This window comes from Defluviimonas sp. D31 (assembly GCF_033436765.1).
Lineage (GTDB): Bacteria > Pseudomonadota > Alphaproteobacteria > Rhodobacterales > Rhodobacteraceae > Albidovulum.
The window spans coordinates 138,703-156,785 of record NZ_JAWQFN010000010.1; the positions used below are offsets into that span (position 1 = coordinate 138,703).

Consider the following 18,083-nt stretch of genomic DNA (forward strand, 5'->3'; position numbering starts at 1 on the left):
GGTCACCCCTTCGGCTGGGCTGTAGCGGCGCGGGGATGCGCCCGGTCATAGATCTCCATCAGCCGGGCCGTGTCGACCGCCGTATAGGCCTGGGTCGTGGAGAGCGAGGCGTGGCCGAGCAGTTCCTGGATGGCGCGGAGATCGCCGCCGGCGGCCAGGAGATGGGTGGCGAAGCTGTGGCGCAGCGCGTGCGGCGTCGCGGTGGCGGGCAGGCCGAGCCCGGCGCGGGCCGATTCCATCGCCCGCGAGATCAGCCGCGGGTTCAGGGGGCCGCCGCGGGCGCCGCGGAAAAGCGCGGCCCCGGGCTCGTCGGCGACCGGGAAGGGACAGAGCCGGACGTAATCGGCCACCGCCCGCCGCGCCACCGGCAGCGTCGGCACGACGCGCTCCTTGCCGCCCTTGCCGAGGATCCGGAGCGTCTCGGGAAGCGGGCTTGCGGCGCCGGTGAGGCCGAGCGCCTCGGAGATGCGGAGCCCGCAGCCGTAAAGCAGCGTCACCACCGCCGCGTCACGGGCGGCGACCCATTCCTCGCGCGGCTGGGTGCCGATCTGGCCGATCACCTCGCGCGCCGCGTCCTCGGACAGCGGGCGCGGCAGCTTGCGCTGGAACTTGGGGCTGCGCGCGGCGAGGATCGCGGTCGGGTCGAAGCCCTCGCGCTCGGCGAGCCAGCGGGTGAAGCTCTTGACCGCCGAGAGGCTGCGCGCGAGCGAGCGGGCCTGGGTGCCGCTGGAACGCGCATGCGCCATCCAGGCGCGCATGTCGGATTGCGTCACGCGGCCGAGCCGCGCGGGGCCGATGCTTTCGCCAGTATGGGCGGCGAGGAAGGCGAGAAAGCCCGCGACATCGGTGCGATAGGCACGCAAGGTGTTTCCCGCCGCGCCGTCGAGGGCCGAGAGTTGGTCGAGCCAGGTCGACAGCGCATCGCGCAGGGCGGCGGAAAGCGCCAGGCTCATCGCCCCGCGCTCAACCCAGCCAGCGCCGCATCGCGCGTTCGAAGACGCCCGCGAGGAAGGCGAGAAGATCGGTGCCCTGGTTGGCGCGGAACTGGTGCGGATCCTCGGCGCCGAGCGCAAGCATCCCGGGCAGGCGACCCGGCCCGAGATCGAGCCGGAGCGCGGCCTCGGAGCGGATCCAGTCGCCGGACTTGCCGTAGATCGTCGCAAGCTCCGGCAGGGCCGGGCGCAGCACCACGGGGCGGCTCGCGGTCGGCCGGCCGCCGGCGAGATAGTTGTCGACGAAGCCCGGCTCGGCCACGCAAAGCACGTCGCCCAGCCGGTCGAGCGCCGGTTCGCGCTCGGCCTGCCTGGTCTCGAGCACGAGCCGCACCGAATCGACGCGCAGGATCTGCGCGACCTCGCCGCCGAGATCGCGGACGAACTCCTCGAAATTGATCGGGTCGAGGATGCGCAGGATCGCGCGGTGGATCTGGTTGGTGCCGGCGAGGTTTTCGTAAGCCGCGGCGATGACCGAGCGGTGCGTGTCCTCGAGCCGGTCGAGCCGCGCCTCGAGCCGCTCCATCGCGATGCCCCTGAGATCGACGATATTGGCGCCCATCGCGCGTTCGTTGGCCCCGATCAGGGCCCGCATAAGGTCGCGATCCTCAAGGATGACTTCGGGTTCGGCAATGAGCCGGTCCCTGACTTCTGCCGCGATGTTCGCCCTCTCGCCCATCTCTGCCCTCGTCTTGATTTCTGGTTTTGGTGGAACTCTAACAGGCCCTTCGCCGGTTTGCCTCAACTTTTTGCCGTCATTGTGGCGCGGCGGATCAACCTTCCCGGTCGGGTCCGCCGCGGCCCTAAGGCGATCAGAGAATCTTCTGCCCGGTCTTGGCCCAGTCCTTGAGGAACTGGTCGAGTCCCTTGTCGGTCAGCACATGGTTGGCCATCGCCTTGATCACCGCGGGCGGGGCGGTCATCACGTCGGCGCCGATCTTGGCGCATTCGATGACATGGTTCACCGAGCGGATCGAGGCGGCGAGGATCTCGGTCTTGAAGTCGTAGTTGTCGTAGATCGTGCGGATGTCGTGGATCAGTTCCACCCCGTCGAGATGGATGTCGTCGAGCCGGCCGATGAAGGGCGAGATGAAGCTCGCGCCGGCCTTCGCCGCGAGGATCGCCTGCGCGGACGAGAAGCAGAGTGTCACGTTGACCATGTGGCCTTCGGATGCGAAAGCCTTGCAGGCGGTGAGGCCGTCCCAGGTGAGCGGCACCTTGATCGCGATGTTCGGGGCGATCTTGGCAAGCTTCATGCCTTCGGCAATCATCTCCTTGGCCTCGGTGGCCACGACTTCGGCGGAAACGGGGCCCGAGACCATGTCGCAGATCTCTTTAGTGACCTCGATGATGTCGCGGCCCGCCTTCAGGATGAGCGAGGGGTTGGTGGTGACCCCGTCGACCATGCCGAGATCGGCGAGTTCACGGATGGCGGCGGTGTCGGCGGTATCGACGAAGAATTTCATGGGCGGCGTTCCCGGATTGAGGCTTGCGTTCGGGCGTCCTTCTAGCGCAAGCGCCGCCGGGCCGGAACCCGTCATCGGGGGGCGGCTTGGCTGAACCGTCGTTCTTTGAGGCCGGCGCGCTGGTTTCGGTGCTGACGACCGAGCCTCTGGGCCGGGCGCTCGACTACCGCGCGCCGGAGGGGGGCTGCTTTCTCGGCGCCTTCGTCGAGGTGCCTTTGGGCCCGCGCCGGGTTCTCGGCGTGGTCTGGGGGGCGGGCGAGGGCGGCTATGACCTTGCCAAGGTGCGTCCCGTGACGCGGGTGCTCGATGCGGCGCCGATGGGCGAGGCGATGCGGGCCTTCCTGGTCCGCGTGGCCGACTACACGCTGACGCCGATGCCGGCGATGCTGCGGCTTGCGACCCGCGCGCCCGGCCTCGCCGATCCGCCGGGGCCGCGCCGGGTCTACCGCAAGGGCTGGGCCGAGCCCGACCGGATGACCGAGGCGCGGGGGCGGGTGCTCGATGTTCTCGACGAATATGGCGGGGCGGCGTTCACGCTCGGCGAGCTGGCCGGGCTTGCCGGGGTGTCGTCGGGGGTCGTGAAGGGGCTGGTGACGCAGGGCGCGGTCATCGAGGAGGAGGCGCCGCGCGACCTGCCCTATCCGGCGCTCGATCCCGATCTTCAGGGCAAGGCGCTGGCGGAGGATCAGGCGGCGGCGGCGGAGCGGCTCTGCGCGGGCATCCGCGCCGGGCGCTACGGGACGACGCTTCTCAAGGGCGTCACCGGCTCGGGCAAGACCGAGGTCTATCTGGAGGCGGTGGCGGAATGCCTGCGGGCCGGGCGGCAGGCGCTGGTTCTGTTGCCGGAGATCGCGCTGACGGCGGAGTTCCTGACGCGCGTCGAGGCGCGGTTCGGCGCGATGCCCGGCGAGTGGCATTCCGGCGTGACCCAGACCGAGCGGCGGCGGCTCTGGCGCATGGCGGGCGAGGGCGGCGTCGGATTGGTCGTCGGGGCGCGCTCGGCGCTCTTCCTGCCGTTCCGCGATCTCGGCCTCATCGTCGTCGATGAGGAGCACGACACCTCCTACAAGCAGGAGGATGGGGTGCTCTACAACGCCCGCGACATGGCGGTGCTGCGCGCTTCCTTGTGCGATGCGCAGGTGGTGCTGGCCTCGGCGACGCCCTGCCTCGAGACCTGGGCAAATGCCGAGGCGGGCAAGTATGCGCGCATCGACCTCACCTCGCGTTTCGGCGTGGCGGAGATGCCGGAGCTGATGGCGGTCGACATGCGCGCCGAGGCGCTGGAGCCGAACCGCTGGATCGGGCCGACGCTGGTCCGGGCGGTGACGGCGCGGATCGCGGCCGGGGAGCAGGCATTGCTGTTCCTCAACCGCCGCGGCTATGCGCCGGTCACGATCTGCCGCGCCTGCGGCCACCAGATCGGCTGCGAGCATTGCGACGCGCGGATGGTCGAGCACCGGTTCCTGAAGCGCCTCGTCTGCCACCAGTGCGGCGAGACGAAGCCGATGCCCGAGGCCTGTCCCTCCTGCGGCGTCGAGGGGCGGCTCGCGCCGGTGGGGCCGGGGGTCGAGCGGCTGGCCGAGGAGGTGGCGGAACGATTCCCCGAGGCGCGGGTGGCGGTGCTGTCGTCGGATCTCTTCGGCTCGGCCCGCGCGCTGAAGGAGAAGATCGCCGAGATCGCGGTTGGCGGGGCTGACATCATCATCGGCACCCAGCTGGTGGCGAAGGGGCACAACTTTCCCCTGCTGACGCTGGTCGGCGTGATCGACGCCGATCTCGGGCTGCAGGGGTCGGACCTCAGGGCGGCGGAGCGGACCTTCCAGCTCATGCGCCAGGTCTCGGGGCGCGCGGGCCGGGGCGCGCGGCCGGGCGTGGCGATGCTGCAGACCTGCCAGCCGGAGCACGCGGTGATCCGGGCGATCCTCTCGGGCGACGAGGAGGCGTTCTGGCAGGCCGAGGCGGGCGAGCGGCAGGCGGCGGGTATGCCGCCCTATGGCAGGCTCGCCGGGATCGTGCTGTCGTCGCCGGATGTGCAGACGGTCTTCGATTTCGGCGCCGAGCTTGCGCGTCGCGCCGCGCCGCTCCGGCGGATTGGCGCGCAGGTCGTCGGCCCGGCACCGGCGCCGGTGGCGCGGGTCAGGGGGCGGCACCGGGTGCGGCTGCTGGTGAAGGCGGCGACGGGAGTGGCGTTGCAGGCGGCCTTGGCGGAGTGGGTCGGGCAGTTCCGGGTGCCGAACAATCTCAGGCTGGCGATCGATATCGACCCGAAGTGCTTCTACTGCGGTGCGGGGGGCGCTGCCCCCGGACCCCCGGGATACTTGTGAAAAGAAGACGTCGGATGCGTTTGTTGCCGTAAGTTCAGATGAGCTGTTCGTAGGCCGCGAGGGCGATGGCGCGGAGCCGGTCGCGGTCGATGTCGCCGATCACGGCGTAGCTGAGACCGGCATCGTGCCAATAGAAGCCCTGCGCGGCGCCGGAGGAGAGGAACTGGAAGGCGCTGTTCTCAGCGCCGCCCTCGGGCAGGACATGGAGGGTGAGGCGGCGCCCGGTGTCGTCCTCGTACATGAAGAGGGCGGCGGGGCTCGTGTCGCCGGGCAGGAGCCTTCCGCCCATCAGGCGGAAGCCCTCGGCGGCGAAGTCGGGGGCCTTGACCGGGTGGCCGAGGCGTTTGGAGAGCCATTGCACGAGGTGGCCGGCCTGGTCGGAAGCGACCTCGACCGGGTGGGCGATCTCGGCGACATAGGTGACATGGGCGCGCAGCGCGCTGTCGGCGAGGCTGAAGGCGGGGGCGTCGGGCTGGGTGGAGCGGGCGGCGAACCAGCCGGAGGCGGCGCCGATGGCGAGAAGTGCGAGGGCGGCGGCGAGCGCGAAGGCGGGTCGGCGTCGCGTCGGCGTCTCGGCGGCGGCGGCGAGGCGGGCGCGGAGCGGCTCGGGCAGCGGTTCCTCGGCCACGGGACCGTAGAGGGCCGCGAGGGCGGCGTCCTGGCGGTCCCATTCGGCGAGCACCGCCTGCGCCTCGGGATCGGCTGCGATGCGGGCGGCGAGCGCGGTGCGGGCCGCGTCGTCGAGCCCGCCTGAGTGGAAGGCGACGAGGTCTTCCTCGCGGATCGGTTCCGGACCGGTCATGTCGTGCCCTCCTTCTTCGCGGGTCGCGGCCCGGCCCGGCCGGTCATCTCGCGCAAGGTGGCCCGCGCCCGGCCGAGGCGCGAGACGAGCGTGCCTTCGGGGATGTCGAGGATCCCGGCGGCCTCGGCGAGGCTCATGCCTTCGAGCGCGACGAGAAGAAGCGCCCGGCGCTGGTCGGCGGGCAGGCGGGCGATCGCCGCCTGCACTTCGCGCAAGTCCATGTGCGCCTCCTGCCGGGCGGGGCCCGAGGGCTCCGCCGGCAGGCTCTCCACCGCGACGAGGTGGCGGCCCTGCGACCGCCGGACCCCGTCGCGATGGAGGTTCAGGAGGATGCGGAACATCCAGGCCCGGACCGGGCCGTCGCCGCGCCAGTGGTGGCGCCGGGCGAGGGCCCGTTCGAGACAGTCCTGGACGAGATCCTCGGCCGCGTCGCGATCCCGCATCAGCGCATGCGCGTAGCGGCGCAAGCCCGGGATGGCGGCCTCGATCTCGTCCAGAAGGCTCATCGCGTTTCCGATCAGGGTTTGGCCGCGTGCCAGACTTCCTTGACCCCGTCGCCGGTCACGTCGCCCGGGGCGGCATCCTTGACCCAGGTGTAGAGCGGCATGCCCTTGTAGGTCCACTGCATCGCGCCGTCCTTGCGCGCCGTGAGGCCGTAGTCGCCCTCGGCGGCGGCCCCTTCGGTGGCCATGAGCGGCGGCCAGTTGGTGGCGCAGTCGTCGTAGCAGGCCGAGGCGCCGTCCGTGTCCTTGTCGAAGGTGTAGAGCGTCATGCCATCGGCATTGGTCAGGACCGCGCCGAGCGTGCTCTCGCCGGTCTTGATGCCGGTCTCGGCGAAGGCGGCGGTGCCGGCGAGCAGCAGGGCGGCGAGGGTGAGGGGGAAGCGGGGCGAACGGATGGTCATCGGTCTCTCCTCTCGGCCCGGGATCGGGCCTGGTTGGGGCGCCCGTCACGGGGACACCTGAGGCAATGACGCGGCGCGGGCGAAATCCATCCCGCGCCGCCGGCGCGATCACGGAGACGTGATGGGCGGGTGTCGGCGGCGACGCATGAGGGGCCGCGCGCCGCGGCGCTTTTCTTTTCAACGGGGCGGGCGTATTGGCGGGACATGAAGCTGATCCCGCTTGCCGAAGCCAAGACCCTGCCGCGCTGGCGCCAGCCGGCGTTTCTTCTGTTCCTGATGGCGGCGGCGATGCCGATCGCGTTCTCGACCTGGTCCGCGCTTCTCAACAATTTCGTCAAGGAGGCGGCAGGCTTCACCGGGGTCGAGATCGGCTGGCTCCATACCGTGCGCGAGATCCCCGGCTTTCTCGCCATCGGGGTGATCGTCCTTCTGTGGGCTCTGCGCGAGCAGGTGCTGGCGCTTCTGGCGCTCGGGCTCCTCGGCGCGGCGACGGCGGTGACCGCCTGGTTCCCGACCTTGGGCGGGATCCTGACGATCACGCTCCTGTCCTCGATCGGGTTCCACTATTTCGAAACGGTCAACCAGTCGCTGCAGCTCCAGTGGATCGACAAGAAGCGGGCGCCGCAGACGATCGGCTGGATCGTGGCCATCGGCTCGGGCGCCTCGATGGTGGCCTACGGGCTGATCGTGGCGACCTGGAAGGCGTTCGATCTGAGCTACAATCTCGTCTACCTCGTCTCCGGCGGGCTGACTCTCGCGATCGCGGTCTTTGCCGCCTTCGCTTATCCGCAGTTCGAGGCGCCCGATCCGCAGCTCAAGCATTTCGTGCTGAGGAAGCGCTACTGGCTTTATTACGTCATGCAGTTCATGGCCGGCGCCCGGCGGCAGATCTTCGTCGTCTTCGCCGCCTTCATGATGGTCGAGCGCTTCGGCTTCGAAGTGCATGAGGTCACGGCGCTTTTCCTGATCAACTACCTCGTCAACATGGTCGCGGCGCCCTTCATGGGCCATGCCGTGGCGAAGTTCGGCGAACGCGCGGCGCTGGTCTTCGAGCATGGCGGGCTGATGCTCGTCTTCCTCGCCTATGGCGGGCTCTACTGGTTCGGCTGGGGCGTGATGCTGGCGGCGGCGCTTTATGTCATCGACCATCTCTTCTTTTCGCTCGCCTTCGCGCTGAAGACCTATTTTCAGAAGATCGCCGACCCCGGCGACATCGCGCCCACCGCGGCCGTGGCCTTCACCATCAACCATATCGCGGCGGTCTTCCTGCCGGCGGCGCTCGGCTATCTCTGGGTGATCTCGCCCGGCGCGGTCTTCGGCCTCGCGGCGGCGATGGCGGGGGTCTCGCTCCTGCTCGCGCTCCTGATCCCGCGGCACCCGGAGCCGGGCAACGAGACGGTCTTTTCGCGCGGCCTGCCGCTGGTGGCGGAATGAGGGCGGAGCGCGGCAGGTTCGTCACCGGCAGCCTGATGCGGCATGTCGTGGTGATGGCGCTTTCAGGGGCGCTGGGGCTGTCCTTCACCTTCCTCATCGACTTTCTGGCGCTCTGGTGGATTTCGCGGCTTGGCGACGAGGCGATGATCGCGGCCGTGGGCATGGCCGGGACGATCCAGTTCGTGGTGATCTCGGTCGGCATCGGCATGATGATCGGGGCCGTGGCGCTGGTGTCGCGCATGATCGGGCAGGGCGACGGGGCGCGCGCGCGGCGGATCGCGACGGTCGCGGTCCTGCTGACCGTGGCGGTGCAGGCGACGCTGGCGGCCCTGATCTGGATCTTCCGCGAGCCGCTTCTCGCGGCGACGGGGGCGGAGGGCGCGGTCCTGGACCATGCGCGGACCTTCCTCGGCCTCACGCTGCCGTCGATGCCGCTGATGGCGGCGGGGATCGTGTGCTCGTCGATCCTGCGCGCGGCGGGTGATGCCTGGCGCTCGATGGCGGTGACGATGGTGGCGGGGGCGGTGGCGGCGGTGCTCGACCCCGTGCTCATCGTCTGGTCGGGCTGGGGCGTGGCCGGGGCGGGCGTGTCGATCTTCGCGGCACGGGTCGTGATGTGCGGGATCGGGCTTTTCTTCGTGATCCGGGTCCACGACCTGCTGGCACGCCCGGCGCGCGAGGATGTGCGGACCTTCCTGCGCCCCTATCTCGCGATCGCGCTGCCGGCGATCGCCACCCAGGTCTCGGCCCCCTTCGGCAGCTGGATCCTGACCCGCGAGGTGGCTGAGTTCGGCGAGAGCGCGATGGCCGGCTGGGGCGTGGTCATGCGGCTCACGATCCTCGCCTTCGGCGGCATCTTCGCGCTGTCGGGCGCCATCGGCGGCATCATCGGCCAGAATTACGGCGCCGGGCGGCCGGACCGGGTGGCGGGCGCCTACTGGGCGGCGCTGAAGTTCTGCGCTGTCTACACTATGGTCACATGGGCGCTGATGGCCGCGATGACCGGCCCCATCGTCGCGTCCTTCGGCCTTTCGTCGGAGGGCGCGGCGATCGTCCAGGCCTTCACCCACTACGCGGCCGGCGCCTTCATCTTCACCGGCGCGCTTTTCGTCGCCAACGCGACCTTCAACAACCTCGCCCGGCCGCTTTGGTCCACCTGCACCAACTGGTTCCGCGACGGGGTGCTGATGCTCCCCTTGGGCATGGCCTTCACCGCCGCCACCGGCGCGGTCGGCGTGATCTGGGCGAACGCGCTCGCCAATGTGATCGCCGGCGGCGTGGCGGCGTTCCTCGCCTGGCGCTATATTCGGTCGCTGAACCGGACCGAGGCCGTCGCCGCCGCCGCGGAATAGGAGAGCCCCATGCTGCGCGCCCTTTTCGGAGGGAACCCGAACGCAACGATCTCGACCGAGGTCTGAGCATGGCCCGTTCGCCGCGCGAGATCATGGCGAGCGGGGAATGGTATTCGTGCCTCGGCGCGGACTACGAGGACCTGCGCCGGGCCGCGCGGCGAGCCTGCCATGAACATGCGACGATGGAGCCGGATGAACGCGGTGCCTGCGGGCCGCGTCTGGCGAAGCTGATCGCGATGGGCGAGGATTGCTGGATCGAGGCGCCGTTCCATTGCTCCTACGGGTTCAACATCCGCCTCGGCGCGCGGGTCTATCTCAATGCCGGCTGCGTGGTGCTGGATTCGGCGCCGGTTTCCATCGGGGCGCATTCGATGCTCGGGCCGGGCGTGCATATCTACTGTGCCGATCACCACCGCGACCCGGCGCGGCGGCGGGAGGGGATCGAGCGGGCTTTGCCGGTCACGGTCGGAGTCGATGTCTGGATCGGCGGCGGCGCGATCCTTCTGCCTGGCGTCACCCTGGGCGACGGCGCGATCGTCGCCGCAGGGGCGGTCGTGACGCGCGATGTTCCGGCCGGCGCGCGGGTCGCGGGCGTGCCGGCGCGGCCGGTCTGAGCCGGAGGGTCACTCTCCGGCGCGTTTCCTGCGCTGCGCCGCGGCTTCCTCCTCCATCCGGTCAAGAAGGACGTTGAGGCCGTAGTCGTACATCGTCTTGTGATGCTCCGCCCCGAAGTAGCGGCCTACGGCCATGATCGCAGGGTAGGCCGCGCGCGCCTCGTCGGGCTGCACAGGCTCGACAGCGCTCGGGCCGTGGGCGTAGCCGAGCGCCTCGTCGATCCCCGCGCCCATGAGGTAGTAGCCGATGGTGCGGAAATGCCGGGCGCAGGCCTCGGTGTCGAGGCCGCTGTCCTCGAACACCCGCACGATCCCGTCGATGTGACGAAGGCCCGCGGCGTTGTTCATGCGGAAGGTGACGAAATAGAGGAAGAAGCCGGGATGGCGCAGGGCCGTCCGGCGATAGGCTTGCCCGATCTCGTAGATCCGGTCCCGCCAGGTGAGGCCCGGATCCGGCAGCGGCGTCTCGGCGATGCAGAGGTCGATCAGTGCCTCGAAGAGATGCGCCTTGGACGGGTAGTAATGGTAAAGGCTCATCGCCTGGCAACCGAGCCGCGCCGCGAGATTGCGGAAGCTGAAGCCGTCGAGTCCGGCGTCGTCAATGAGCTTCATCGCCTCCTCGGCGATTCGCTCGGCGCTGAGCGGCTGGCGCTTGCCGCGCGGCTTTTTCGCGGTCGGCTCGGTCATGTCGTCATCCCGACTGGTATTGGACCCGGCGTGCCCCAAGGCACGCCGGGTCGGGCGGGCGGGGCGGTCAGCTGCCGCCAAGCTCTTTCTTGAACGTGTCGAAGTCAACCTGCAGGCCGTTAAAGATCGTGCTCCAGTTGCGGGTCATGCCGGCCAACGCGACGGCCTCGCCGATCTCCTGGTCGGTGGCGCCGGCCTGGCGCGCGGTGTTGGTGTCCATCCAGATGCAGTAATCGCAGGGGATCTGCGAGGCCACGGCGAGCGAGATCAGCGCCTTGGTCTTGGTGTCGAGCGCGGTCTCGTCCGACATCTCGAGCATCTTGAGCTCGGTCCAGAGGCCGGGCAGCGCGGCATCCGGCACCTGGCCGATGAAGGTCGGCACGGTGCCGAAGGCGGCGGCGATCTCGTCGCGCGCCGTCTTGGCGGCGTCCTCGGCACGCAGCGACGCCGGGAGTGCCACTGCAACGGCACTGATCGAAAGCGAAAGGCAAAGGCTCTTGAGGGCAGGCATTGTCAATTCCTCCGAAACTAGTGCCTTACGACGTAAGGCAAGAATATCTCTAAACATACACTGTAAGAAATCAAATCACGAACGCGTGATTGGACGCGTCCAGCCGATGCGGCGGGATACCTCCCGGCGCTTCCACCGAGCCTTGACGCCGGTTCCGGCCCGGACTAAGGCCCGCCCGACCGCGATGCGCCCCGGGAGGACGCCATGCCCACCTATTCCGCCCTCACGACCCTGCCGGCCAGGGAATCCGCCGAGGCGCTCGCCGAAGCGATGGAGAACTTCCTGCCGGAACCGACGGGCATCGGCGTGTTCGAGATCGAGGACGGCTCGGGCAATTTCGAGGTCGGCGTCTATTTCGAGGAAGAGCCGGACGCGATCGAACTGGCGCTGCTGGCGGCGATCTATGGCGCCAAGCCCTTCGCGGTGTCGGAAGTGCCGCAGACCGACTGGGTTGCCCATGTGAAGCGCGAGCTGCAGCCCGTCGAGGCCGGGCGCTTCTTCGTCTACGGCAGCCACGACGCCGAGCTTGTGCCGGCAGACCGCGTGGCGCTTCTGATCGAGGCCGCGATGGCTTTCGGCACCGGCCATCACGGCACCACCAAGGGCTGCCTCCTGGCGCTCGACCGGCTCGACCGGGCCGGGTTCCGCGGCCGCCGTGTTGCCGATATCGGCTGCGGCACCGCGGTCCTCGCCATGGCCGCGGCGTCGATCTGGCCGGAGCCGGTGATCGCCTCGGACATCGACGCCGTCGCGGTCGAGGTCGCAAAGGCCAATGCCGAGGCGAACGGCCTCGGCGATCGCGTCACCTGCGTCGAGGCGGCGGGGTTCGATCATCCCGAGCTCGCGGCAAGGGCGCCCTACGATCTGGTCTTCGCCAATATCCTCAAGGGACCGCTGATTCAGTTGGCGCCGGAGATGGCGTCGGCGATCGCTCCGGACGGCTATGCGATTCTGTCGGGACTGCTGGCGACGCAGGCCGACGAGGTCATCGCCGCCTACAAAACCGCCGGCTTTGTTCTCGTTTCGCGCGACGAAATCGCCGAATGGGCGACATTGGTTCTGAAGCGGCGACAAATTCGCTAGACGCGCGCCCTGCCCCATTTACGCCGCATTTTTTCCCAATCCTTGTCGGATCGGGGGCGCGCGAGTGTTGGAGGGTCGGCATGGTCGATCGGAACATGGCGAATTTCAACGGCCGTCTGGGGCGCATCGAGCGTATCCGCCAGGCGGGCGGCGGCTTTGAAGCCCAGGGAACGCTTGGAAGATCCTTTTACAACGAGCAGCAGCGCCCGCGCCGGCTTCGGCGCGGACTTTTCGCGCCTTTCGTGCTCGTGCTGCTTGCGATCGTGGCGCTGAAGTCGGTCGTGTACGCCTCGGTCGGGCCGGAGGCCTACCGCGAACGCATCGCGGCGCTTGAGGCGGGCGGGACTGCTGACCGGATCGGTGCCTATGTGCTTCGGGCCGATCCGCTCACGATCGCCACGGCCGCGCAGATCGGCAAGATTCTCAACTGAGCAGTGACGGCGAACGCCGTCAAAAAAGAAAGGCCGTGTCGGGAACTTCCCGGCACGGCCTTTGGCGACATCCGTCGCACGTCGAACGTCAGGCGGCGGTTCAGCCGCGCATCGCGATCGCGTCGATGTCGCCACGGCAGAGGCCGATATCGTCCAGCTCGCGGTCCGAGAGCTTGGACAGCGCGTTGCGGGTGACGCGCGCGTCGTTCCAAGCCGCGAAGGTCGCGACGAAGAGGTTGAAGATGCCGGACGTGCCGGTAGCGGGGCGGTGGGCTTCGTAAACAGCCATGGTCGTTTCCTCGATATCGCGGACCTCACCGTGAGGATCCCGCGTTCGAGACTGGAAATAGAGCTCGTGTGCAGTTGCAGCAATAGACGCCGATGCAGGGCCGGCATGCACGCATTGCATGGGTCATAAATCTGATAACTTCCTGTAAAGAAACCGTTTCTGCAAGTGCAAAATGCGTCGATTCCGGTCGATGTGATGTCGATTTTGAGCCGCCGGACGGAGAACGGCGACACGCGCCGGGCCGCGACTTTCTCCCTTTGCGATGTTCGCGTTTCGTGCTAGTCGTGGGAAAAAAGCAACAGATGAGGGGCAGATGCGCGTTCTCGGGATCGATCCGGGCCTACGGAACCTCGGCTGGGGGGTGATCGAGACCGCCGGATCGCGACTCAGTCACGTCGCCAACGGCATCATTCATTCCGAAGGCAAGGATCTCGCGGCGCGGTTGCTGTCGCTTTATGCGGCGCTGACGCGGATCGTGGCGGACCATGCCCCGGATGCCGCGGCGGTGGAGCAGACCTTCGTCAACAAGGACGGCGCGGGCACGCTGAAGCTCGGCCAGGCGCGCGGCATCGCCATGCTGGTTCCGGCGCAGGCGGGGCTCGCGGTCGGTGAATACTCCCCGAACGCGGTCAAGAAGGCGGTGGTCGGCGTCGGCCATGCCGACAAGGGCCAGATCGCCCATATGGTGCGCTACCAGCTGCCGGGGGTGGAGCTTGCGGGCGCCGATGCCGCCGACGCGCTGGCGATCGCGATCTGCCATGCCCATCACCTCCAGAGCGCGGGCCGCCTGGCGGCGGCGATGCGGGGTGTGGCATGATCGGGCGGATCGCCGGGGTGATCCTGCACCGGGCGTCCGACCACGTCCTGATCGACGTGCGCGGCGTCGGCTACGTCGTCCATGTCTCGCAGCGCACCGCTGCCGCGCTGCCGCCGGCCGGCGAGGCCTGCGCGCTCTATACCGAGCTTCTGGTGCGCGAGGACCTCTTGCAGCTCTTCGGCTTCCCGACGCTTCTGGAGAAGGAATGGCACCGGCTCCTGACCACGGTGCAGGGCGTCGGCGCCAAGGCCTCGATGGCGATCCTCGGCACGCTCGGCGCCGAGGGGGTCGGCCGCGCGATCGCGCTTGGTGACTGGTCGGCGATCAAGGCCGCGCCCGGCGTCGGCCCGAAACTCGCGCAGCGCGTGGTGATGGAATTGAAGGACAAGGCGCCCGGGGTGATGGCGCTCGGCGGCGCGCTGACCGTCGATGTCGGGGCCGCGCTGCCCGATGACGAGGTCATCGAGGCGCCGGCGGCCCGCAAGGCGCCCAAGCCCGCGCCGGCCCTGGCGGCCAGCGCGACCGCCGACGCCCTCTCGGCGCTAATCAACCTCGGCTATGGCCAGGGCGAGGCGGCGGCGGCTGTCGCCGAGGCGGCGGGTGCGGACGGCTCGGCCGCGGCGCCGGCACTGATCCGGGCGAGCCTCCGGCTCCTCGCGCCGAAAGGGTAACTCATGGACCCCGATCCCACGCTCCGTGCCGCGCCCCAGCCCGGGGATGCCGACCGCGCGATGCGGCCGCAGGCGCTGACCGAGTTCGTCGGCCAGGCCGAGGCGCGGGCCAACCTGCGCGTCTTCATCGAAAGCGCCCGAATGCGCGGCGAGGCGATGGACCACACGCTCTTCCACGGCCCCCCCGGCCTCGGCAAGACGACGCTCGCGCAGATCATGGCCAAGGAGCTCGGTGTCAACTTCCGCATGACCTCGGGCCCGGTTCTCGCACGCGCCGGCGACCTCGCCGCGATCCTCACCAATCTCGAGGCGCGCGACGTCCTCTTCATCGACGAGATCCACCGCCTCAACCCGGTCGTCGAGGAGGTGCTCTATCCGGCGATGGAGGATTTCGAGCTGGATCTCGTGATCGGCGAGGGGCCGGCGGCGCGGACGGTCCGGATCGAGCTTCAGCCCTTCACGCTCGTCGGCGCCACGACCCGGCTTGGGCTGCTGACGACGCCTTTGAGGGATCGCTTCGGCATCCCGACGCGGCTCCAGTTCTACACGGTCGACGAGCTTGACCACATCGTCTCGCGGGGGGCGCGCCTGATGGGCGTCGACAGCGAGCCGGAGGGCACGCGCGAGATCGCGAAACGCGCGCGCGGCACGCCGCGGATCGCCGGGCGGCTCCTGCGCCGGGTCGTCGATTTCGCGCTCGTCGAGGGCGACGGACGGCTCACGCGGGAGATCGCCGACGGCGCGCTGACCCGGCTCGGGGTCGATCATGTCGGGCTCGACGGGGCGGACCGGCGCTATCTGGGGCTCATCGCCGAGAATTACGGCGGCGGCCCGGTCGGGGTCGAGACGATCTCGGCGGCGCTCAGCGAAAGCCGCGACGCGATCGAGGAGGTGATCGAGCCCTTTCTGCTGCAGCAGGGGCTGATCCAGCGCACCCCGCGCGGCCGGATGCTGACCGCGAAGGCCTGGGCGCATCTCGGCCTGGCCGCGCCGAAAGCGCCGGGTCAGGGCGAGCTTTTCGGCAAGTGAACCGCCACCCCGGTTCGCTTGCGCGCACTGTTGGGCGGAGGATGCGGCTTGAGCCTGTGGCGCAAAGATTCTAAGCCTCCGGCGGGGATATTTCCGGCAAGATGAAGGTGAAGGCATGCGGGCAGAGGATATCGAGCAGCTCTTCACCCGCGCATCGGGCGAGTATATTTTCGCCCGCTGGGGCCGGCCGATCGTTCCGGTGGTCTTCGGTGTCGATGACGCCACGCTCGCCACGGTCAAGGGTGCGGTCGAGGCGGTCGTGACGCTCGCCGGCCACCGGATGGCCGAGACCGATCCCGAGCAGGGTGCCAACCTGATGATCTTCTTCTTCCGCGAGTGGCGGGAACTTCTCGACCTGCCCGATCTCGACCGGCTGGTCGAGGGGCTCGGGCCGCTCGTGGCGCGGCTCGAGGCGGAGGGGGCGAACCAGTACCGGCATTTCCGTTTCGAGGAAGGCGGCGCGATCCGTGCCTGCATCGCCTTTCTGCGCATGGATGACGCGCTGTCGCAGATGCCCGCCGAGACGCTGGCGCTTTCGCTTGCGGCGCAGGTGATTCTGCTCTGGTCGGACAGGGCCTTCCGTGACCGCTCGCCGCTGGCGCAGGCCGGCGGGACGGTGTTTCTCGGCCCCGAAATCGGTGCCGTGATCCGCGCGGCCTACGATCCGGCCATGCCCGAGGTGGCGCGCGACCCGAGCCATGCGCTGCGGCTCGCGGCGCGGATCGGATGAGGCTCAGGGCCATCTCGCGGTGAAGAGGTTGACCCGCGCCGGAACGCGCACGCCCTTCGGTCCGGCGAAGGGGGCGAGGGCGCGCTCGAGCTCGGCTGCTATCGCGAGCCGGTCGTCCTCTGTGCCGCCATGCTCCGCCATGATCCGTGACACCGGTCCGATCACTGTGGCGAGTTCGGCGGCCTCGGTCGCCGTGGCGCCGGCCCGGAGATGGGTGTCGAGCGTCTCGCCGGTGATCCCGGTGAAGCCGGCGGAGGCGAGGATGTCCTCGACATAGCCGATCTCGGCGAAGGCGAACTGGCCGGGGACGCGCGGGCCGTCGACCGGCACCGGACCGAGCCGGGCGACGGCGGCTGCGCGCGGCAGGTGGCTCCAGGGATTGCGTTCGGCCGCGTCCCAGCTCATCAGCACCGCCCGTCCGCCGCGGCGCAGGGCGCGGCCGATATTGGCATGGGCCGCCGCCGGGTCGGCGAAGAACATGCAGCCGAAGCGCGACAGGGCGAGGTCGAAGGCCCCGGCCGGGAAGGCGTGGGTCTGGACGTCGGCGAGGCGGAAGCTGACGGTGCCGCGCCCGGTCGCGCGGGCCCGCGCCTCGGCAAGGAGCGTCTCGGAGATGTCGACGCCCTCCACCCGGCCGGACGGGCCCGCTCGGTCGGCGGCGGCCAGCGTCGTGGCGCCGGCGCCGCAGCCGATGTCGAGCACCGACTCGCCCGGCGCGACCTCAGCCCGTGCGAGCAGAGTCTCGGTGATCTCCGTGAATAGTGCGTCGAGCCTGTCGCGGTAGCGCGCCCACTTCTGGCCCGGAGCCGCGTTCCAGAACTCGGCCTGGCCGGCATTTGCGCCGGCCGCCGGATCGGTATCCTGCATCGGACATCCTCCCGCGGCCATTACACCACGGGGCCCAAGATCGGGCAATCCGCGCGGAGCGGATCAGCCGCCGGTGATCTGCACCTTGCCGACGAGCCGGGCGCCCTTTTCCGAGATCAGCGTCTGGGCCGTCACGTCGGCCTTCACCTCGGCGTGCTGGTCGAGCGACAGTTCGGTGCAGTTGATGCTGCCCGACTGCTTGCCCTGGATCCGCACGGTTTCAGCTGAGATCGAGCCCTTGACCTCGCCGCCGACATGGATCTCGACCGAGCGCGAGGCGATGTCGCCCGAGACGCGGCCCTTGACCTCGACATCGCCCTCTTTCGAGGCGACGTTGCCCTCGATGATGAGGTCTTCCTCGATAACCGATCGCGTCATTTGGTTCCCCCCATTGCGCCGACGAAGGGCCGAACGCTGCCTCTGGCCCCCGGCCTTGGCTACAGAAACGGCGCGGTCCTGCCAAGTCGCGATCGCAAAATGGGCGGGAAGGCGCGGATCGGAGTGTCTTGCGGATGACACGCGCCCGCGCTAGGTCGAAGGCATTCCGCCGCCACGGGGCCCCGACGATGAGCCACGAATTCCCGATCCGCGTCTATTACGAGGACACCGACCTCGCCGGCATCGTCTACTACGCCAACTACCTGAAGTTCATCGAGCGCGCCCGCACCGAATGGGTGCGCGGGCTCGGCATCGACCAAGGCCGGCTTCGCGACGAGACGGGGATCGTCTTCGCGGTGCGCCGGATCGAGGCGGATTACCTGCGCCCGGCGACCTTTGACGACGAACTGGTCGTGACCACTCGGATGCAGGGCGCGACCGGCGCGCGGCTCATGCTGGAACAGGTGGTCCAGCGCGGGGCGGAGCGGTTGTTTCATGCCGTTGTGACGCTCGTGTGCCTGACCGAGACCGGCCAGCCCGCGCGGTTTCCGGCGGAAATCCGCCGCCTGCTCGGGGTCGCGCTGCACTGAAGCGGGCCGGAGTGCGCGATTGCGGCACGGTCTGACGCGGTTGTGTTGGCATTCCCTCTAAAACCCGGATAGAATCAAGTGTAAGAGAGCCGCGAAAACGTGGCCCAACCGG

Annotated in this window: 22 protein-coding genes; 11 read left to right on the forward strand and 11 right to left on the reverse strand. The window is 69.4% G+C overall.

Annotated elements, in window-relative coordinates:
- Positions 1-2: 2 nt before the first annotated feature.
- The 3 genes from R5H32_RS16860 to fsa all read right to left on the reverse strand — a co-directional run bounded on the left by R5H32_RS16860 (position 3) and on the right by fsa (position 2,458).
- Positions 3-953: a tyrosine recombinase XerC gene (locus R5H32_RS16860; RefSeq protein WP_318339862.1), complete on the reverse strand. Its 951-nt coding sequence runs from the start codon at positions 951-953 to the stop codon at positions 3-5.
- 10 nt (positions 954-963) lie between these two features.
- Positions 964-1,671, reverse strand: a complete 708-nt coding sequence (locus R5H32_RS16865) for a DUF484 family protein (protein ID WP_318339863.1) — start codon at positions 1,669-1,671, stop codon at positions 964-966.
- Positions 1,672-1,804: 133 nt separating this feature from the next.
- Positions 1,805-2,458 (reverse strand): fructose-6-phosphate aldolase, encoded by a 654-nt coding sequence (gene fsa, locus R5H32_RS16870; protein WP_318339864.1) that lies wholly within the window; start codon positions 2,456-2,458, stop codon positions 1,805-1,807.
- Between the two features lie 86 nt (positions 2,459-2,544).
- Here fsa and R5H32_RS16875 point away from each other — a divergent pair, with 86 nt between their 5' ends.
- The gene (locus R5H32_RS16875) at positions 2,545-4,782 is read left to right on the forward strand and encodes a primosomal protein N' (RefSeq protein ID WP_318339865.1); all 2,238 of its coding nucleotides are present in this window, start codon (positions 2,545-2,547) and stop codon (positions 4,780-4,782) included.
- A gap of 34 nt (positions 4,783-4,816) precedes the next feature.
- Here the strand turns inward: R5H32_RS16875 and R5H32_RS16880 are convergent, their stop codons facing one another.
- From R5H32_RS16880 to R5H32_RS16890, 3 genes are read right to left on the reverse strand one after another with little or no spacing between them, the layout of a single operon-like run.
- A complete protein-coding gene (locus R5H32_RS16880; RefSeq protein ID WP_318339866.1) occupies positions 4,817-5,584 on the reverse strand; it encodes an anti-sigma factor in 768 nt (255 codons plus the stop codon).
- Complete coding sequence (locus tag R5H32_RS16885) at positions 5,581-6,090, reverse strand: sigma-70 family RNA polymerase sigma factor (RefSeq protein WP_318339867.1); 510 nt, start codon at positions 6,088-6,090, stop codon at positions 5,581-5,583. The genes R5H32_RS16880 and R5H32_RS16885 overlap by 4 nt, the downstream gene beginning before the upstream one ends.
- Before the next feature lie 11 nt (positions 6,091-6,101).
- Entirely contained in the window at positions 6,102-6,488 is a 387-nt protein-coding gene (locus tag R5H32_RS16890; RefSeq protein WP_318339868.1) for a hypothetical protein, read from the reverse strand.
- A 204-nt stretch (positions 6,489-6,692) separates the two neighbouring features.
- On the opposite strand from R5H32_RS16890, the gene R5H32_RS16895 reads away from it, so the two are divergent.
- The 3 genes from R5H32_RS16895 to R5H32_RS16905 all read left to right on the forward strand — a co-directional run bounded on the left by R5H32_RS16895 (position 6,693) and on the right by R5H32_RS16905 (position 9,888).
- Complete coding sequence (locus tag R5H32_RS16895; RefSeq protein ID WP_318339869.1) at positions 6,693-7,922, forward strand: MFS transporter; 1,230 nt, start codon at positions 6,693-6,695, stop codon at positions 7,920-7,922.
- Positions 7,919-9,274 (forward strand): MATE family efflux transporter, encoded by a 1,356-nt coding sequence (locus tag R5H32_RS16900; protein WP_318339870.1) that lies wholly within the window; start codon positions 7,919-7,921, stop codon positions 9,272-9,274. Before R5H32_RS16895 ends, R5H32_RS16900 begins: the two co-directional genes overlap by 4 nt.
- A gap of 68 nt (positions 9,275-9,342) precedes the next feature.
- Entirely contained in the window at positions 9,343-9,888 is a 546-nt protein-coding gene (locus R5H32_RS16905; protein WP_318339871.1) for a sugar O-acetyltransferase, read from the forward strand.
- A 9-nt stretch (positions 9,889-9,897) separates the two neighbouring features.
- Here the strand turns inward: R5H32_RS16905 and R5H32_RS16910 are convergent, their stop codons facing one another.
- Together R5H32_RS16910 and R5H32_RS16915 are read right to left on the reverse strand one after the other, a co-directional pair.
- Positions 9,898-10,575, reverse strand: coding sequence for a TetR/AcrR family transcriptional regulator (locus R5H32_RS16910; RefSeq protein ID WP_318339872.1), 678 nt, complete (start codon positions 10,573-10,575; stop codon positions 9,898-9,900).
- Positions 10,576-10,642: 67 nt separating this feature from the next.
- The gene (locus R5H32_RS16915; RefSeq protein ID WP_318339873.1) at positions 10,643-11,086 is read right to left on the reverse strand and encodes a carboxymuconolactone decarboxylase family protein; all 444 of its coding nucleotides are present in this window, start codon (positions 11,084-11,086) and stop codon (positions 10,643-10,645) included.
- A 204-nt stretch (positions 11,087-11,290) separates the two neighbouring features.
- On the opposite strand from R5H32_RS16915, the gene R5H32_RS16920 reads away from it, so the two are divergent.
- Both R5H32_RS16920 and R5H32_RS16925 read left to right on the forward strand, forming a co-directional pair.
- The gene (locus R5H32_RS16920; RefSeq protein WP_318339874.1) at positions 11,291-12,169 is read left to right on the forward strand and encodes a 50S ribosomal protein L11 methyltransferase; all 879 of its coding nucleotides are present in this window, start codon (positions 11,291-11,293) and stop codon (positions 12,167-12,169) included.
- A gap of 80 nt (positions 12,170-12,249) precedes the next feature.
- Entirely contained in the window at positions 12,250-12,600 is a 351-nt protein-coding gene (locus tag R5H32_RS16925) for a hypothetical protein (protein ID WP_318339875.1), read from the forward strand.
- A 100-nt stretch (positions 12,601-12,700) separates the two neighbouring features.
- Here the strand turns inward: R5H32_RS16925 and R5H32_RS16930 are convergent, their stop codons facing one another.
- The gene (locus tag R5H32_RS16930) at positions 12,701-12,889 is read right to left on the reverse strand and encodes a DUF1127 domain-containing protein (RefSeq protein ID WP_318339876.1); all 189 of its coding nucleotides are present in this window, start codon (positions 12,887-12,889) and stop codon (positions 12,701-12,703) included.
- 313 nt (positions 12,890-13,202) lie between these two features.
- On the opposite strand from R5H32_RS16930, the gene ruvC reads away from it, so the two are divergent.
- The 4 genes from ruvC (at position 13,203) to R5H32_RS16950 (ending at position 16,136) form a co-directional block, all read left to right on the forward strand.
- Complete coding sequence (gene ruvC, locus R5H32_RS16935) at positions 13,203-13,706, forward strand: crossover junction endodeoxyribonuclease RuvC (RefSeq protein ID WP_318339877.1); 504 nt, start codon at positions 13,203-13,205, stop codon at positions 13,704-13,706.
- Positions 13,703-14,377, forward strand: coding sequence for a Holliday junction branch migration protein RuvA (gene ruvA, locus R5H32_RS16940; RefSeq protein WP_318339878.1), 675 nt, complete (start codon positions 13,703-13,705; stop codon positions 14,375-14,377). The genes ruvC and ruvA overlap by 4 nt, the downstream gene beginning before the upstream one ends.
- 3 nt (positions 14,378-14,380) lie before the next feature.
- On the forward strand, positions 14,381-15,406 hold the full coding sequence (ruvB, locus tag R5H32_RS16945) for a Holliday junction branch migration DNA helicase RuvB (protein ID WP_318339879.1): 1,026 nt from the start codon (positions 14,381-14,383) through the stop codon (positions 15,404-15,406).
- A gap of 115 nt (positions 15,407-15,521) precedes the next feature.
- The gene (locus R5H32_RS16950; RefSeq protein ID WP_318339880.1) at positions 15,522-16,136 is read left to right on the forward strand and encodes a hypothetical protein; all 615 of its coding nucleotides are present in this window, start codon (positions 15,522-15,524) and stop codon (positions 16,134-16,136) included.
- Positions 16,137-16,139: 3 nt separating this feature from the next.
- On the opposite strand, the gene R5H32_RS16955 is transcribed toward R5H32_RS16950, so the two are convergent.
- Together R5H32_RS16955 and R5H32_RS16960 are read right to left on the reverse strand one after the other, a co-directional pair.
- Positions 16,140-17,003 (reverse strand): class I SAM-dependent methyltransferase, encoded by an 864-nt coding sequence (locus R5H32_RS16955; RefSeq protein ID WP_318339881.1) that lies wholly within the window; start codon positions 17,001-17,003, stop codon positions 16,140-16,142.
- A gap of 63 nt (positions 17,004-17,066) precedes the next feature.
- Positions 17,067-17,381, reverse strand: coding sequence for a polymer-forming cytoskeletal protein (locus R5H32_RS16960; RefSeq protein WP_318339882.1), 315 nt, complete (start codon positions 17,379-17,381; stop codon positions 17,067-17,069).
- Between the two features lie 188 nt (positions 17,382-17,569).
- Here R5H32_RS16960 and ybgC point away from each other — a divergent pair, with 188 nt between their 5' ends.
- On the forward strand, positions 17,570-17,971 hold the full coding sequence (ybgC, locus tag R5H32_RS16965) for a tol-pal system-associated acyl-CoA thioesterase (protein ID WP_318339883.1): 402 nt from the start codon (positions 17,570-17,572) through the stop codon (positions 17,969-17,971).
- Positions 17,972-18,083: the final 112 nt, after the last annotated feature.

What these genes read in the sequence shown, in the direction of transcription:
- R5H32_RS16885 (WP_318339867.1), bottom strand. Translation starts at nt 6,090, where the DNA reads ATGAGCCTTCTGGACGAGATCGAGGCCGCCATCCCGGGCTTGCGCCGC.
- R5H32_RS16925 (WP_318339875.1), top strand. Translation starts at nt 12,250, where the DNA reads ATGGTCGATCGGAACATGGCGAATTTCAACGGCCGTCTGGGGCGCATC.
- ybgC (WP_318339883.1), top strand. Translation starts at nt 17,570, where the DNA reads ATGAGCCACGAATTCCCGATCCGCGTCTATTACGAGGACACCGACCTC.
- R5H32_RS16910 (WP_318339872.1), bottom strand. Translation starts at nt 10,575, where the DNA reads ATGACCGAGCCGACCGCGAAAAAGCCGCGCGGCAAGCGCCAGCCGCTC.
- R5H32_RS16900 (WP_318339870.1), top strand. Translation starts at nt 7,919, where the DNA reads ATGAGGGCGGAGCGCGGCAGGTTCGTCACCGGCAGCCTGATGCGGCAT.
- R5H32_RS16955 (WP_318339881.1), bottom strand. Translation starts at nt 17,003, where the DNA reads ATGCAGGATACCGATCCGGCGGCCGGCGCAAATGCCGGCCAGGCCGAG.
- R5H32_RS16865 (WP_318339863.1), bottom strand. Translation starts at nt 1,671, where the DNA reads ATGGGCGAGAGGGCGAACATCGCGGCAGAAGTCAGGGACCGGCTCATT.
- ruvC (WP_318339877.1), top strand. Translation starts at nt 13,203, where the DNA reads ATGCGCGTTCTCGGGATCGATCCGGGCCTACGGAACCTCGGCTGGGGG.
- R5H32_RS16915 (WP_318339873.1), bottom strand. Translation starts at nt 11,086, where the DNA reads ATGCCTGCCCTCAAGAGCCTTTGCCTTTCGCTTTCGATCAGTGCCGTT.
- R5H32_RS16930 (WP_318339876.1), bottom strand. Translation starts at nt 12,889, where the DNA reads ATGGCTGTTTACGAAGCCCACCGCCCCGCTACCGGCACGTCCGGCATC.
- R5H32_RS16880 (WP_318339866.1), bottom strand. Translation starts at nt 5,584, where the DNA reads ATGACCGGTCCGGAACCGATCCGCGAGGAAGACCTCGTCGCCTTCCAC.
- R5H32_RS16960 (WP_318339882.1), bottom strand. Translation starts at nt 17,381, where the DNA reads ATGACGCGATCGGTTATCGAGGAAGACCTCATCATCGAGGGCAACGTC.
- R5H32_RS16905 (WP_318339871.1), top strand. Translation starts at nt 9,343, where the DNA reads ATGGCCCGTTCGCCGCGCGAGATCATGGCGAGCGGGGAATGGTATTCG.
- R5H32_RS16895 (WP_318339869.1), top strand. Translation starts at nt 6,693, where the DNA reads ATGAAGCTGATCCCGCTTGCCGAAGCCAAGACCCTGCCGCGCTGGCGC.
- R5H32_RS16920 (WP_318339874.1), top strand. Translation starts at nt 11,291, where the DNA reads ATGCCCACCTATTCCGCCCTCACGACCCTGCCGGCCAGGGAATCCGCC.
- fsa (WP_318339864.1), bottom strand. Translation starts at nt 2,458, where the DNA reads ATGAAATTCTTCGTCGATACCGCCGACACCGCCGCCATCCGTGAACTC.
- ruvA (WP_318339878.1), top strand. Translation starts at nt 13,703, where the DNA reads ATGATCGGGCGGATCGCCGGGGTGATCCTGCACCGGGCGTCCGACCAC.
- ruvB (WP_318339879.1), top strand. Translation starts at nt 14,381, where the DNA reads ATGGACCCCGATCCCACGCTCCGTGCCGCGCCCCAGCCCGGGGATGCC.
- R5H32_RS16950 (WP_318339880.1), top strand. Translation starts at nt 15,522, where the DNA reads ATGCGGGCAGAGGATATCGAGCAGCTCTTCACCCGCGCATCGGGCGAG.
- R5H32_RS16860 (WP_318339862.1), bottom strand. Translation starts at nt 953, where the DNA reads ATGAGCCTGGCGCTTTCCGCCGCCCTGCGCGATGCGCTGTCGACCTGG.
- R5H32_RS16890 (WP_318339868.1), bottom strand. Translation starts at nt 6,488, where the DNA reads ATGACCATCCGTTCGCCCCGCTTCCCCCTCACCCTCGCCGCCCTGCTG.